The following is a 15,182-nucleotide window of genomic DNA, read 5'->3' as shown; positions in this document are numbered from 1 at the left end:
GTGGCGATGCGAACCGTTTCGATGCGGACGTCGGTTGTGTTCGCCGCCGCAGCCGCACTGTGCCTGGCGGGCACCCCGGCCGACGCGGCACCCGCAGCCGGCTCCTTCGCCGAGGCTCTCGCCTATTCGATCGCGCATCCTGGCGTGACGCCTCCGGGCGCGAATGATTTCTCGTGTGTTCCGAGTGCGCAGCATCCCGAGCCGGTGGTGCTGGTGCACGGATTCCTGGAGAATTCCTACGACAACTGGGCATCGCTGTCGCCGACGCTGGCCGAGGCCGGATACTGCGTGTTCGCCATCGACTACGGCAACACCGGGCCGGTTCGGGCGTTCGGTGCGCTCGAACCCATTCCCGAGAGTGCCGCGGAACTGTCGATGTTCGTCGATTCCGTACTGGAGGCGACGGGCGCGCAGAAGGTGTCGATCGTGGGGCACTCGAAGGGCGGCACCGTGCCGCGCTACTACGCCCGCTTCCTCGGCGGAGATCGAACGGTGGCACGGATCGTGGCGTTGTCTCCACCGAACCACCCGACGGCGGGCCCGCCGACGCAGGACGACGTGCTCGAGCGTCTGAACGAGGGCAGCGACACCGTCTCGGGTATCGACTACACCACCATCGTCACCCGGTACGACCAGATCGTCGTTCCGTACACGGCCTCGCTGCTCAGCGGCGCGGGAAACACCAACGTGGTGTTGCAGGACCTGTGCCCGGCCAACGTCGTCGAGCACACGGGAATCTCGTACGATCCGCTGGCTCAGCGGCTGGTGCAGAACGCATTGGATCCGGAGAACGCGCAGCCGGTCGACTGCTGACGTCAGACGCCGAAGTCGGCTTTGACCTGCTTGGTGCGCTTGTGCTCGACGTAGAAGGACAGGAACGGGATGGTCCCGGCGAGCAGTGTGCCGATCGTGCGGGCGGCGGGCCACCGCACCTTGATGGCGAGATCCACCGTGAGCACGAGGTACACGAGGTAGACCCAACCGTGCACGACGGCAATCCAATTGGGCACTTTCTCGACCTTGAAAACGTACTTCGCGACCATCTCGGTCACGAGAACGAGCAGCCAGATTCCCGTGGCGTAGGCCAGAACGCGATAGCGCAGCAACGCGGAAGCGATCTTCTGGGTCTTGTTCGCAGACGCCTGCGTCTTGTCCGGTGCCGAACTCACGTGGTGCTCCTGTCGGTCCCGCGGGATTCGTTCAGCTCCGCGAGGTAGCTGTTGTATTCGAGCAGTTGCCTGGCTTCGGGATCGTCGAGGTCCCTGGCGTCGGCCGCCGGGGCCTGCCGCTGGGGGAGCAGGTCGAGGGGCACCTCGGTGGGTCCGTCGGGCCGCACTGCCGCCGCCTCGTCGGAGTCCTCGTCCTCGAGGCGGACGAACTTGCGGTAGGCGTAGACCACGAACACTGCGAACAGGGGCCATTGGAACGCGTATCCGAGGTTCTGACCGTTGCCGCCTACTGCCTCGAAGCGTTCCCACTGCCACCAGCCGAGTCCCAGGCACACCGCCGCGGACACGATGACCAGCGCAATCAATGCTGGCCGACGGTTCGGGCGGGAAGAAGTCACCCTTCGACGGTACCGGAGGTACTACTACTGGAGGTAGTCGCGTGCTGCGGCCCGGCGGTGATTCTCACCATGGACGGCTCGGGTGCGACTCATGCCCGACGACGGTTGGCCCGTGCCTGGGCGAGTTGCTCGGCCCCGGGCCCGGCCACGTCGGCGAGAGCGCTGCTCCGTCCGGTCAGAACAAGTGCCAGGGTGCCGGCCGTTCCTTCGATGACCGGGCCCTCGCCACGGCTCCAGTCGAGATCGGTCGCGCGCCATTGCAGCCGAAGTTCGGGGCCCTTGAACGGTGCCGCGCCGGTTGCGGGTACCAGGGAGTCGAGCATGGTGATCATGCGTTGCTCGGGGACGTGGTGTTCGATGCCCAGCGGCCTGCACACGTCGAGTCCGTGCACGATGACGTCGGACAAGGGGGCGAGCGGACCGTGGCCGGGCGGGGTGAATTTCTTGTCTGCGTGAGCGGTGAGTAAGGCGGGCAAGTCGTCCTCGTGCTCGCGACGAACGCGCGTGGTCATCAGTTGATTGGCGCGGTCGAAGTTGCCGCGCGTACGCACCATGACCAGTCCGAACTGCCAGAGCGGGACGATCAGCGGCACCACCAGATGGGCGGCGACGTCGCGGACCGTCCAGGCCTCGCACAGCGAGGGTGTGTCCCATTGTTCGGGAGTGAGCGTCTCGAGAGTCGTTGCGAGAGAACGTCGTTCGTCGGAAATCTCGGCGAAGATCGCGTCGTCGTCGGGGTTGCTGGACATTCGAGCCGCCTTCACACGTCGGAACCTGCAGAAGTCTCGAGAAAATCCGGGTCGAACGACCGTCGTGCGCGAGGGGGGACTTGAACCCCCACGTCCGAAGACACTGGAACCTAAATCCAGCGCGTCTGCCAATTCCGCCACTCGCGCGTGCCGATGAAGTCTACAACCTGGGCGGTCACCGTCGCCGGTGCGGGCGAACGTTGCAGGTGTACACCGTACGGCGCCCGCTACACTCGGCGAGTGGCATCGAAAAAGGACGTCCCCTTCGACCCGGCCCGGACCCTCGGGCTGCTGTGGCGAGTCGACGCCAAGCCGAGTCGCACCGGACTGAGCGTGGATGCGATCGTCGACGCCGCCATCGAACTGGCCGATGCGAACGGCCTCGAGTCGGTATCGATGCGGAACGTGGCCGAGCATCTCGGGGTCGGCGCGATGTCGCTCTACACGCATGTGCCGGGTCGGGAGGACCTGGCCGACCTGATGATCGATCGAGCGCTTGCAGGTCTCTACTCTCGCGTCGACGAGCCGTCCTCCGTAGCCGGCGGATGGCGTCCCGCGATGCACTTCGTCGCCGAGCGCAATTGGACTCTGTACCAACGGCATTCGTGGCTCCTCGAAGCGGAGGGTGCACGCCCCGTGCTCGGTCCGCACACCAACGACAAATACGAGGCCGAGTTGCGTCCCCTGGTCGGCATCGGCCTGAGCGACGTCGAGATCGACTCCGTTCTCACGCTGGTACTCACTCACGTCTCCGGAACCGCGCGAGCCCTCGCCGGCGTAGCGCGTGTCAAGGAACAGTCGGGCATGTCCGACGCCCAGTGGTGGGCGGCTACCGCGCCGATCCTCGAACGGGTCATGGAGCGCGAACGATTTCCGGTGTCGTCTCGGGTCGGGACGGCCGCGGCGACGTCGTACGACGCCGCCAGCGACCCCGTGCACGCCTACCGGTTCGGGTTGGAGTGCATTCTCGACGGCGTGGAGGCACTGGTGTCTCGCAGTCAGGCTGCCGATCGCAGTTCCGCTTCGGAGTGACGCTGCTTCGGCTTGCGTGATTTGTGCTGGTATCGCCACACGGCATGCTCGAGCGAGGCGAGATCGGTGCCGAGTGCGTTCGCTGCCGCTGAGAGGATCACGGGGGAGCGGTCCTCGGCGATTCCGGCGGCGAGGTTCCGGTGGAGGGGTTCGAGAGCGTCGGCTACGAACGAGTTCGAATGGGCGGTCGCCTTGTCGGTACGCACACCGAGATTGACGAGCATGCACTCCCAGGTGGTCTCGCCGAGACCGGGGATCGCGCGGAACGCCTCGAATTGTTCTTTCGTGTGCTGCTCGAAGTCGGTCGAACAGCTCAACCCCACCGAGATCAACGTCTGTGCCGCCGCGGCTGCAGCAGCTGCCTTGGTTCGACTGTTTCCCGGAACCAGTTGACGGTTGGACAGAATCTCCACGGGTAGATCCGGAGTAGTGGTCAGTTCGGCGAGGGTTGTCAAGTCGTCGAGTCGGTTATCGCCGCGATGCGATCTCCATCGTTGGACCACCGCGCGGACCCCGCTGGTCGGGCCCCCGTACGCAGCCCGTGCGGAGAAGATCGCATCCAGCAACGCCGCCTCGCTCTCGCCGCGCCATCCCGGTGTCCAGTGTGGCGAACGCGATTGCGGCACATGCGATTCGATGTGCAGAATCATCGCGTCGAGTTCGTCCACGGTGCAGATGTCCGTTACCGATGAATACATGAATTCCCCCCGGAGTTCGTCGACCGCTCTCGGCGATGAGCGGCTCGTTCGCACAAGGTAGAGGACCGCACCGACACGGTCGCGTGGCGCTCGTCTGTGCTCGAGATCACATCACGAAAGGATAACGAAAAATGCGAGGCTTTCCTCATGTTCTGACGTCGCGCCCGATGCTCTCGCCAGCGTAGATGTGGGTTACCGACGAGTCGGGTAAACAAAAAGTAAAGCCGGTTCGAGCGACGTACTCGCTGGTAGCACTCGGACGTCCGAGCAAACCTGAGGATTTCCTCATGATTTTGTGTCAACCTTGAGCAGCGCGGAGAAGACCTGTCGACGAGGACCGGCTCACCGCTTCGACCCTGTTGCCCACGACGCGCCAGGGCAGTCATCACAGCGAACGCCCCGACCCCCGAGGCGTCCACGAGAGGAATCTTCAGCCTTGACGATCAACGAGAGCACACCATCACACGGACGAGGTTCGCGAAGCACCGGCAACGCAGACAAATCCCCTAGAAGCAATGGCGGCTCTCGGACTCTGGCAGATCGTTTCGCCGCGGGCGAGCCGTACGCACTGGCCTTCGGTGGCCAGGGTGCACCGTGGCTCAGCTCCCTCGAAGAACTGGCTCGCGACTCCGCGCTCGAACCCGAACTGACCGATCTCGTCAACGAGGCTGCAGTCACTCTCGCACCCGTTGCCGACGAGCTGCTGGTCGTACGCTCGGTCGGCTTCGACCCGATCGGCTGGATGCTCGAACAGGACCTCGCCGACGACGACACCGCCGGCTCGTACGGACCCTCCGAGGCTGCACTGACCTCCGCTGCCGTCTCGCTGCCCGGAGTGTTCCTCACTCAGGTCGCGGCACTGCGCGCACTGAAGTTGCAGGGACTCGATCCCGCCCAGACCCCGCCGGTCAAGGTCGTCGGACACTCGCAGGGTCTCATCGCCGCCGAATCCGTCGCAGCGGACGGCGCGAAGGACGCGAGCTTCCTCGCGATCGCCCAGCTCGTGGGTGCCGCTGCAGGTCTCGTCGGCCGCCGCCGCGGCATCATCGGTGCCGGAGACCGCGCCCCGATGGTTTCGGTTGCCAACGTCGAACCCGCACGACTGCAGTCGATCATCGCCGAACTCGCGATCGCCGGAGCGCCGGAGCGATCCGCCGCCCTCGCCATCCGTAACGGCCGCCGTCGCGTCGTGCTCTCGGGACCTCCCGCCCAGCTGGCCCGCGTGCAGGAGAAGTGCGAGCAGATCGCTGCCGAGGAAGAGCGCGACCGCGACGCCAAGAAGCGTGGCGGTGCCGTGTTCGCCCCGGTCTTCGAGCAGCTTCCCGTCGAGATCGGCTTCCATCATCCCGCCCTGGCAGACGCTGTCGAACTCGTCAGCGCCTGGGCACAGCGTTGTGGACTCGATGTCGAGCTCGCACGCGACCTTGCGCAGAAGATCCTCGTGGACTCCGTCGATTGGGTCGACGCCATCGACGGTGTCGTCGACGCCGGTGCCGACTGGATTCTCGATCTCGGTCCGGGCGACCTGCTCACCCGCATGACCACTCCGGCGCTGCGCGGACAGGGCGTCGGCATCATCGCCGCGTCCTCACGCGGAGGCCACCGCAACCTGCTCACCCCGGGAGCTGCTCCCGAGGTCCAGCCCGCATGGTCTGCCTACGCCCCCACGCCGGTCACGCTGCCCGACGGCCGAGTCGTGGTCGAGACCTCGTTCACCAAGATGACCGGACGTTCGCCGATCCTGCTCGCAGGCATGACGCCGACGACGGTCGACGCGAAGATCGTTGCCGCAGCTGCCAATGCAGGCCACTGGGCCGAGCTGGCCGGTGGCGGCCAGGTCACCGAGGACATCTTCACCGATCGTGTCGCCGAGCTCTCCACCCTCCTCGAGCCCGGCCGCGCCATCCAGTTCAACTCTCTCTTCCTCGACCCGTACTTGTGGAAGCTGCAGCTCGGCGGACGCCGCATCGTGCAGCGCGCTCGCGCAGCGGGTGCGGCCATCGACGGCGTCGTCGTCACCGCAGGCATCCCTGAGCTCGACGAGGCCGTGGCTCTCATCGAAGAGTTGTCCGAGGCCGGAATCAGCTACGTCTCGTTCAAGCCCGGCACCGTCGCGCAGATTCGCGCCGTCATCCGCATCGCCAACGAGGTTCCGTCCTACCAGGTCAACGTTCACATCGAGGGTGGCCGCGCAGGCGGACACCACTCGTGGGAGGACCTCGACGACCTGCTGCTGACCACCTACGCCGAGCTGCGGTCACGGCCCAACCTCGTCGTCTGCGTCGGCGGCGGCATCGGCACCCCCGAGCGGGCAGCGGAGTACCTCACCGGTACCTGGTCGGCCGTGCACGGCTACCCGAAGATGCCGCTCGACGGAATCCTCGTCGGCACCGCAGCGATGGCGACCCTGGAGGCCACGACGGCTCCCGAGGTCAAGCAGCTTCTGGTCGACACCCCCGGAACCCCCGACTGGGTCGGTGCCGGTACCGCCACCGGCGGAATGGCCTCGGGCCGAAGCCAGCTCGGTGCCGACATCCACGAGATCGACAATGCGGCATCTCGGTGCGGCCGACTGCTCGACGAGGTCGCCGGCAACGCCGACGCCGTGGCCGAGCGTCGTGACGAGATCATCGCCGCACTCGACGGCACCGCAAAGCCCTTCTTCGGTGACGTCGCCGACATGACGTACCAGCAGTGGCTCGTTCGCTACCTCGACCTGGCTGTCGGAACCGACTCGCGCAGCGAATTCGACTGCGGCGGTGAGTTCACCGATGCCGTGACCGAGGCACGCGAATCCGTGTGGCTCGACATCACCTGGCGGACACGCTTCCTGGAGATGCTGCAGCGTGCCGAGGCTCGCCTGCATCCGGTCGATCGCGGACCCATCCCCACCCTGTTCGCCGACGCCGAGGTTCTCGAACGCCCACGCGCCGCACTGAAGTCACTGCTCGCGCAGTTCCCCGACGCCGCCGACGTGGTTCTGCACCCGGCCGACATCACCTTCTTCACCTCGCTGTGCCGCATGCCCGGCAAGCCGGTCAACTTCGTCCCCGTCGTCGACGGCGATGTGCGTCGTTGGTGGCGCAGTGACTCGCTGTGGCAGGCACACGACGCCCGCTACTCGGCCGATCAGGTCTGCATCATCCCCGGTACCGTCGCCGTCGCGGGCATCACTCGCGTCGACGAGCCCGTGGGCGAGCTGCTCGATCGCTTCGAGAAGGCCACCGCAGATCAGCTGCTCGCCGAGGGCATCGAGCCCACGGCCGTCGCCAGCCGTCGCCACGCCGAGATCGCACCCGGACTGCTGGGTATCGTGCTGGCTGCTCCCGACGTCACCTGGGCCTCTCGCATGACGCAGAACCCCGTTGCACGCCTGGGTGATCCGGCCGACTGGACCGTGGAATCCGAGACCGTCGCGGCGCACCCGCAGACCGGCTCGTCGCTCACCGTGCTCGATTCCGAGCACGTGGAGCTGCTGGTTCCGCTCGCTCCGGGCAAGGAAGTTCGCATCCGCCTGACGGTTCCGGCCTCGACGATCGACGGCGGCGCGCCCGTCGTCACCGCACAGGACGCCCAGCAGGCCATGTCGGCTCTGCTCGGAGTTGCTGCAGGCCAGGAACTTCCGGCTGTCAAGAGCGGCGTTGCCCGGCTGAATATCGCGTGGATCCCCGATCTGATCGCCGACCACGCAGGCGTCACCGGATCCGGATTGCCGGACTCGCTGACCGTCAGTGGCAAGGCCGTTCCCGACGTCCTCGTCGGTGCCTGCTGGCCCGCCGTCTTCGCCGTCCTGGGTGCCACTCGCAACGCCGAAGGCATCGACGTCATCGAAGGCATGCTCGACCTGGTGCACCTCGATCACAGCGTCGCCCTGGTCGGCGAATTGCCCACCGACACCTCCATTCTCGTGGTCAAGGCCGCGGCCGGAGAGGTGCTCGACACCGATCTCGGCCGCGTCGTCGAGGTCACCGTCGAGATCGGTGCCATGCTCGGTGAGGGGCTCGACGCTCCCGCCGTCGCAACTCTGGTGGAGCGCTTCGCCATTCGCGGACGCACCGGCAAGGGCGAGCTCGTCGACCCGGCTCGCGCCGGTGGCTCGGTGAGCGCCGACGCACAGGACACCCCGCGTCGTCGCCGTCGTCAGGCCACCATCGTCGCCCCTCGCAACATGGCCGCGTTCGCTCAGGTCTCGGGCGACCACAACCCGATTCACACCTCCGACGCCGCGGCTCTGCTCGCCGGTCTCGGCAGCCCGATCGTGCACGGCATGTGGCTCTCGGCCGCTGCCCAGCAGACGGTCACCGCAGTCGACCACGCGGACACCAAGACTCCGCCGCGTCGCCTCACCGCATGGACCGCACGCTTCCTCGGCATGGTTCGACCCGGAGCCGAGATCGACGTTCGCGTCGACCGCACCGGATTCGACCAGGGTGCCGAGCTGATCGAGGTCTCCTGCCGTGTCGCAGGAGAACTGGTCATGGTCGCCACCGCTCGCACCGCGCCGCCGAAGACCGTCTACGCCTTCCCGGGCCAGGGCATCCAGCGTGCGGGCATGGGCCTGGACGCACGGTCTCGCTCGAAGGCCGCACGTGAGGTGTGGGAGCGTGCCGACAAGCACACCCGCAGCGCGCTCGGCTTCTCCATTCTCGCTGTGGTGCGCGACAACCCGACGTCGCTCAAGGCGCGGGGCGTCACGCACAAGCATCCCGACGGTGTGCTGCACCTGACCCAGTTCACCCAGGTCGCGATGGCCGTTCTCGGCGTCGCACAGGTTGCCGAACTGCGTGAATCCGGTGCGTTCGTGGAGAACTCGATCCTCGCCGGCCACTCCGTCGGTGAGTACAACGCCCTCGCAGCCGTCGCCGGTGTGCTCCCGCTCGAAGCCGTCCTTGAGGTCGTCTTCCAGCGTGGATCGGCCATGCACGCGCTCGTTCCGCGTGATGCGAGCGGCCGCAGTGACTACCGCATGGCAGCGATCCGCCCGTCGCAGATCGGCCTGGCCGACGAGGACGTACAGGGCTTCGTCGCCGGTGTCGCAGCAGAATCCGGTGAATTCCTCGAGATCGTCAACCTCAACCTGCGCGGCTCGCAGTACGCCATCGCAGGCACGGTTGCCGGCCTCGGCGAGCTGGAGAAGAAGATCGCGATCCGCCGTGCCGAGTTCGGTGGCAAGGCCGCCTACATCATGGTTCCCGGCATCGACGTGCCGTTCCACTCCACGGTGCTGCGTGGCGGAGTCGACGACTTCCGCAATCGCCTCCAGACTCTGCTCCCCGAGCAGATCGATCCGGCGATCCTGGTGGGTCGCTACATCCCGAACCTGGTGCCCAAGCCGTTCTCGCTCGAGCGCGAGTTCGTTCAGGAGATCGCCGATCTGGTTCCGTCCGAGCCGCTGAACGCCGTTCTCGCGGAGTTCGATTCGTGGGCTGCTCGGCCGAGCGACCTGTGCCGCGTGATTCTGACCGAGCTGCTTGCTTGGCAGTTCGCCAGCCCGGTGCGCTGGATCGAGACCCAGGACCTGCTGTTCGCAGACGAGTCCGACGGCGGTATGGGCGTCGAGCGCTTCGTCGAGATCGGCCTCGGTGCAACTCCGACCGTGGCGAACCTCGCGTCGCAGACCCTCAAGCTGCCGGGCCGCTTCGGCCACCCGGTCGAGGTACTGAACCTCGAGCGCGAGGCTGCGATCATCTACGGCACCGACACCGACCCGGCTCCGGCCGACGAGGAAGAGTCGGTACCGGTGGAGGCCGCTGCTCCGGCAGCAGCTTCGGCCCCTGCCGCGGCACCCGCGCCCGCTCCGGCCGCAGCACCGTCCGGCGGACCTCGTCCGGACGACATCGCGTTCGTCGCGGCCGATGCGACCAAGATCCTCATCGGTCTGTGGACCAAGCTGCAGCTCGATCAGATCGGGCCCGCCGACACCATCGAGGCACTGTGCGACGGCGTGTCCTCGCGTCGTAACCAGCTGCTCGTCGACCTCGGTTCCGAGCTCTCGCTCGGTGCCATCGACGGCGCAGCCGATGCCGACATGGGTGCGCTCTCGGGCACGGTGAACAAGCTGGCTCGTACCTACAAGCCGTTCGGTCCGGTGCTCAGCGACTCCATCAACGACCACCTCCGCAAGGTCTTCGGCCCCTCGGGTCGACGCCCGGCCTCGATCGCCGATCGCGTCAAGAAGACCTGGGAACTGGGCGACGGCTGGGCGCACCACGTCACCGCCGAGGTCGCTCTCGGTACCCGTGACGGTGCCTCGGTTCGTGGTGGCGCACTCGGCGGCCTGGCCGACGGCGCTCTCGCCGACGGCAACGCAGTCGACAACGTCATCGACGCGGCCGTGGCCGCGGTGGCCGCACGCCGCGGCGTCGCAGTCTCGATGCCGCAGGCAGGCGGCGGGGCCGGCGGAACCGTCGACGCTGCTGCTCTCGGTGAGTTCACCGAGCACATCACCGGCCGCGACGGCGTCCTCGCCTCCGCAGCCCGGCTGGTACTCGAGCAGCTCGGACTCGCCGATGCTCCCAACGCAGTGCTGGCCGAGGATCCCGATGCCGCTCTGGTCGAGCTGGTTTCGGCCGAGCTGGGATCCGACTGGCCTCGCCTCGTCGCCCCGGCGTTCGACGCCAAGCGCGCCGTCCTGATCGACGACCGATGGGCAACCGCGCGTGAGGATCTGGCCCGGTTGTGGCTCGGTACCGCAGGCGACATCTCGGTCGAGTCCTTCGCCGGCGCAGGCAATGCCGTTGCGTCGCAGGCACAGTGGTGGAAGGCCAAGGCCGACCACGAGAACAAGACCGTGCTCGCCGAGACCTTCGGACGCATCGCGGATATTGCGGTCGCATCCGAGGACAAGGGTCAGTGGTCCGACGAGGTCGCAGTGGTCACCGGCGGCAGCAAGGGGTCCATCGCAGCTGCGGTGACAGCCAAGCTGCTGGCCGGGGGAGCGACGGTCTTCGTCACCACCTCCAGGCTCGACGACGAGCGACTCGGCTTCTACCGCAGCCTCTACCGCGACAACGCACGCAGCGGAGCATCGCTGTGGGTGGTTCCGGCCAACATCGCGTCGTACACCGACGTCGATGCGCTCATCGAGTGGATCGGCAGCGACTTCGTCGACACTGCCGGTGGCGCGAAGACCCTGGTCAAGGCCGCAGCGACGCCGACGATGCTGTTCCCGTTCGCCGCACCGCGGGTCATGGGCGAGATGTCCGACGCCGGAGCTCGCGCCGAGATGGAAATGCGCGTGCTGCTCTGGTCGGTCGAACGGTTGATCGGCGGACTGTCCAAGGTCGGTCACGACACCGACATCGACACGCACCTGCACGTGGTGCTGCCGGGATCGCCGAACCGCGGAATGTTCGGTGGCGACGGTGCCTACGGTGAGTCGAAGGCTGCACTCGATGCTGTTGTCGCCAAGTGGGGCTCGGAGAAGAACTGGGCCGAGCGGGTGTCCATCGCCCACGCTCACATCGGGTGGGTACGCGGAACCGGCCTGATGGGTGGCAACGATCCCATCGTCGAGGCCGTCGAGGCCGAGGGTGTGCGCACCTGGTCCACCGACGAGATGGCGACCGAGCTGCTCGAACTGTGCACGCCTGCCGCTCGCCGACAGGCTGCGCAGGAGCCGATCGTCGCCGATCTCACGGGCGGGCTGGCCAACACCAAGCTCAACCTCGTCGAACTCGCTCGAGACGCAGCTGCGGCCGTGGCCGAGAAGACCGAAGAGGTCGTGGACAGTTCGGTTATCGCGGCACTGCCCGCACCGCCGCGGCTGTCGACGACGACCACCGCTCCGGCGTGGCCGACACTCGATGTCGACCCGAAGGACCTCGTCGTCATCGTCGGTGCCGGCGAGCTCGGACCGTACGGTTCGGCACGTACCCGCTTCGAGATGGAGGTCGACGAGCAGCTCTCTGCCGCAGGCGTTCTCGAACTCGCGTGGAACACCGGCCTGATCGCCTGGGAGAACGATCCCAAGCCGGGTTGGTACGACATCGAGTCCGGTGACCTGGTGCCCGAGGAGGACATCGCCGACAAGTACCACGACATCGTGGTCGAGAAGTGCGGCATCCGCACCTACGGCGACGACGGCGCGATGGTCGGCAACACCGCTCCGCTGATGACCTCGATCTTCCTCGACAACGACCTGACGTTCGTGGTCGGAACCGAGATCGATGCCCGGTCGTTCGCAGCAGCGGATCCCGAGCACACGCTGATCACGCCGGTCCCGGATTCGAGCGACTGGCAGGTCACCCGAAAGGCGGGCACCGAGATTCGTGTCCCGCGCAAGATGAAGCTCACTCGCACCGTCGGTGGGCAGATTCCGACCGGATTCGATCCGACCAAGTGGGGCATCTCGCCCGACATGGCCAGCTCGGTCGACCGTGTCGCACTGTGGAACATCGTCACCACGGTCGACGCGTTCATCTCCTCGGGCTTCAACCCGTCGGAACTCATGCGCTGGGTGCACCCCACGCTGGTGGCCAACACACAGGGCACCGGCATGGGCGGCATGGAGTCCATGCGCTCGCTGTACATCGACACCCTGCTCGGTGATGCTCGTGCGAACGACATCCTGCAGGAGGCTCTGCCGAATGTCGTTGCTGCGCATGTGGTCCAGTCGTACATCGGTAGCTACGGCGCGATGGTTCACCCCGTCGCCGCCTGCGCCACCGCGGCCGTCTCCGTCGAGGAAGGCGTCGACAAGATCAAGCTGGGCAAGGCGCAGCTCGTGGTCGCCGGCGGCTTCGACGACCTGAGCAACGAAGGCATCATCGGCTTCGGTGACATGTCGGCCACCGCGGACTCGGCAGCGATGACAGCCAAGGGCATCAGCGATCGGCGGTTCTCGCGGGCGAACGACCGCAGGCGCGGTGGATTCGTCGAATCCCACGGCGGCGGAACGATTCTGCTCGCTCGCGGCGACCTGGCACTCGAGATGGGCCTGCCGGTCCTCGGAGTGGTGGCCTACGCACAGTCGTACGGCGACGGAGTGCACACCTCCATCCCGGCTCCGGGACTCGGTGCGCTCAGTGCCGGTCGCGGCGGCAAGGATTCGGCGCTCGCACTCTCGCTCAACGCACTCGGCGTCAGCGCAGACGACGTGGCCGTGATCTCCAAGCACGACACCTCCACCGCAGCCAACGACCCCAACGAGGCGGAACTGCACACCCGCCTCGCCAAGGCCATCGGCCGTTCCGACGGCGCTCCGCTGTTCGTCGTCTCGCAGAAGAGCCTCACCGGACACTCGAAGGGTGGAGCGGCTGCCTGGCAGCTGATCGGCCTGTGCCAGGTGCTGGCGAACGGTGTCATCCCGCCGAACCGCAGCCTCGACTGCGTCGACGACAAGATGACCGCGTTCGAGCATCTGGTGTGGGCACGGGAGCCGCTGCGCTTCGGTGACTCGGTGCCGCTCAAGGCAGGTCTGCTCACGTCCCTCGGATTCGGCCACGTGTCCGGACTCATCGCCCTGGTGCACCCGCAGGCATTCGTCGAGGCCGTTCCGGCGGACCGGCGTGCGGAGTACATCGCGAAGGCGAACGAGCGCCGGATCGCCGGTCAGCGCAGGCTGATCTCCGCGATGGTGGGGGGAGACTCCCTCTACGAGCGGCCCGACGATCGACGGCTCGGACATGACGGGACGCCGGCCAAGACGTCACGTGAACTGGAGGCGAACGTGTTGCTCAACGAGTCCGCTCGCCTCGGCGAGGACGACGTCTACTCCTCCGGTCTGCCGGGTGCCATCTGATGGCGATCCTGGGAGTGGGTTTCGACCTGGTGACGGTGTCCGACTTCGCCGAGCAGATGGAGAAGGTCGGCACGACGATGATCCGCGACAGCTTCACCGCGGGCGAGCGCCGTCATGCCGCGACGAAGAGTTCCGATCCGACCCGCCACTACGCAGCACGGTGGGCGGCCAAGGAAGCAGTGCTGAAGGCATGGGCGACATCGCGATTCGCTCGGCCGCCGCAGATCGGTGACAACCCGTATCCGCTGATCGAGGTCGTCAACGATGCGTGGGGCCGGCCGTCCATCAAGTTGCACGGGATGGCGCAGGAGTTCCTGCCGACGGTGAAGATTCATCTGTCGCTGACGCACGACGGTGACATCGCCGCTGCCGTGGCCATTCTGGAGGAGTGAGTTCGCTCCGACAACGAGTCAGGCCCGTCCGATCCAGGTGATCGGGCGGGCCTTTCGTCTGTGCGGGCTCGGGTTGCTCAGGCTTGGTCGGTGTCGCTCGCCGAGCCGCCGGAGCGCCTGCTCTCCTTCTCGGCGACGAGCAGGTACGCCATCATGATGCGTTTGAGCTCTGCGACGGCGTCCTCGTGGCTCTGGCCGTCCTGCACGGAGAAGTTGAGCATCGAGTAGACGATGTGCACCAGCACCTGAGCCATGAGGTTGCGGCGATGCCGAGGCGTGCGCGGAGTGAGCGGTCCGAGCATGCGCGAGACCTGCTCGGCGAACTCCCGCTCGTGGATCACCCCGGTTGCGCGGGTCGACGGTGTCGACTGCATGGCGAGCCACACTTCGCGGCGCGACGGATCGGTCATCCACATGCCGGCCATGTGGTCGACGAAGTTGTTGAGGAAGCGCACCCAGTCCAGGGACGGCACCTCGCCGTCGAACTCGGCCAGCTCCTGTTGCACCCCGACGAGGTCCTGGCGGTTGAGCTCGCAGACGATGACGTACTTGTTGGCGAAGAACTGGTACAGCGTGCCGATCGGGAGTTCGGCGCGCGACGCGACTTCCTCGCAGGTGAACGACTCGAAACCGACGTCACTGAGCAACTCGCGTGAGGCTTGCAGCAGCGCGTCGAACTTGCGCTGGCTGCGTTCCTGGGTGGGACGCCGTCGCGGCATGAGCTCCTGAGTCTGTGCCGTCGACTCGAGCGCGGCGTCGAGACGGCGCGAGGACTGGGCACGAGCAGAGGATTCCACCCGGTCAGGCTATCCGGCGCGGGTGCTCGATATCCACAACGGTCCGCGAGGTCACGCCCGCAGGCTGCGCATCTGGCTCGAACAAGCGGGTTCCAGCCTAGGGTTTCGAAGAATCCTGGGGTCGATTACAAACGCCGGATCCTCATACTGTGACAAACTCCAAGACCGATCTGGGCCAATTTAACCGTCAACAGGTATGGTTTAG

Annotated in this window: 9 protein-coding genes and 1 tRNA gene; 4 read left to right on the top strand and 6 right to left on the bottom strand. The window is 66.7% G+C overall.

Annotation, left to right across the window (positions count from 1 at the left end; translation table 11 throughout):
• The first annotated feature begins 6 nt into the window (after nt 1-6).
• A complete protein-coding gene (locus CH276_RS15645; RefSeq protein WP_094631394.1) occupies nt 7-813 on the top strand; it encodes an esterase/lipase family protein in 807 nt (268 codons plus the stop codon).
• Nucleotides 814-815: 2 nt separating this feature from the next.
• Here CH276_RS15645 and CH276_RS15640 read toward each other — a convergent pair whose 3' ends face one another.
• The 4 genes from CH276_RS15640 to CH276_RS15625 all read right to left on the bottom strand — a co-directional run bounded on the left by CH276_RS15640 (nt 816) and on the right by CH276_RS15625 (nt 2,463).
• Complete coding sequence (locus CH276_RS15640) at nt 816-1,169, bottom strand: DUF3817 domain-containing protein (protein ID WP_094631378.1); 354 nt, start codon at nt 1,167-1,169, stop codon at nt 816-818.
• Nucleotides 1,166-1,567: a glucitol operon activator gene (locus CH276_RS15635; protein ID WP_032394656.1), complete on the bottom strand. Its 402-nt coding sequence runs from the start codon at nt 1,565-1,567 to the stop codon at nt 1,166-1,168. Before CH276_RS15635 ends, CH276_RS15640 begins: the two co-directional genes overlap by 4 nt.
• Nucleotides 1,568-1,656: 89 nt before the next feature.
• Nucleotides 1,657-2,316 carry a maleylpyruvate isomerase family mycothiol-dependent enzyme gene (locus CH276_RS15630; RefSeq protein ID WP_094631393.1) on the bottom strand — a complete coding sequence of 220 codons (660 nt, stop codon included), beginning with the start codon at nt 2,314-2,316 and terminating at the stop codon, nt 1,657-1,659.
• A gap of 65 nt (nt 2,317-2,381) precedes the next feature.
• Nucleotides 2,382-2,463 (bottom strand) — tRNA-Leu (locus CH276_RS15625).
• Nucleotides 2,464-2,556: 93 nt separating this feature from the next.
• Between CH276_RS15625 and CH276_RS15620 the strand changes: the two genes are divergently transcribed.
• Nucleotides 2,557-3,348, top strand: a complete 792-nt coding sequence (locus tag CH276_RS15620) for a TetR/AcrR family transcriptional regulator (protein ID WP_045199511.1) — start codon at nt 2,557-2,559, stop codon at nt 3,346-3,348.
• Here CH276_RS15620 and CH276_RS15615 read toward each other — a convergent pair.
• Nucleotides 3,315-4,046 carry a hypothetical protein gene (locus CH276_RS15615; RefSeq protein WP_094631376.1) on the bottom strand — a complete coding sequence of 244 codons (732 nt, stop codon included), beginning with the start codon at nt 4,044-4,046 and terminating at the stop codon, nt 3,315-3,317. The genes CH276_RS15620 and CH276_RS15615 overlap by 34 nt on opposite strands.
• A gap of 436 nt (nt 4,047-4,482) precedes the next feature.
• Here CH276_RS15615 and CH276_RS15610 point away from each other — a divergent pair, with 436 nt between their 5' ends.
• Nucleotides 4,483-13,788, top strand: a complete 9,306-nt coding sequence (locus CH276_RS15610) for a type I polyketide synthase (RefSeq protein ID WP_094631375.1) — start codon at nt 4,483-4,485, stop codon at nt 13,786-13,788.
• Nucleotides 13,788-14,180, top strand: coding sequence for a holo-ACP synthase AcpS (acpS, locus tag CH276_RS15605; RefSeq protein WP_008715184.1), 393 nt, complete (start codon nt 13,788-13,790; stop codon nt 14,178-14,180). The genes CH276_RS15610 and acpS overlap by 1 nt, the downstream gene beginning before the upstream one ends.
• A gap of 77 nt (nt 14,181-14,257) precedes the next feature.
• Here the strand turns inward: acpS and CH276_RS15600 are convergent, their stop codons facing one another.
• Nucleotides 14,258-14,899 (bottom strand): TetR/AcrR family transcriptional regulator, encoded by a 642-nt coding sequence (locus CH276_RS15600; RefSeq protein ID WP_373453980.1) that lies wholly within the window; start codon nt 14,897-14,899, stop codon nt 14,258-14,260.
• Between the last annotated feature and the right edge of the window lie 283 nt (nt 14,900-15,182).

This window comes from Rhodococcus sp. 06-470-2, assembly GCF_002258235.1.
GTDB lineage: Bacteria > Actinomycetota > Actinomycetes > Mycobacteriales > Mycobacteriaceae > Rhodococcoides.
The sequence above is the reverse complement of the archived record's forward strand: the minus strand, read 5'-3'. Positions and strand labels throughout refer to the sequence as shown.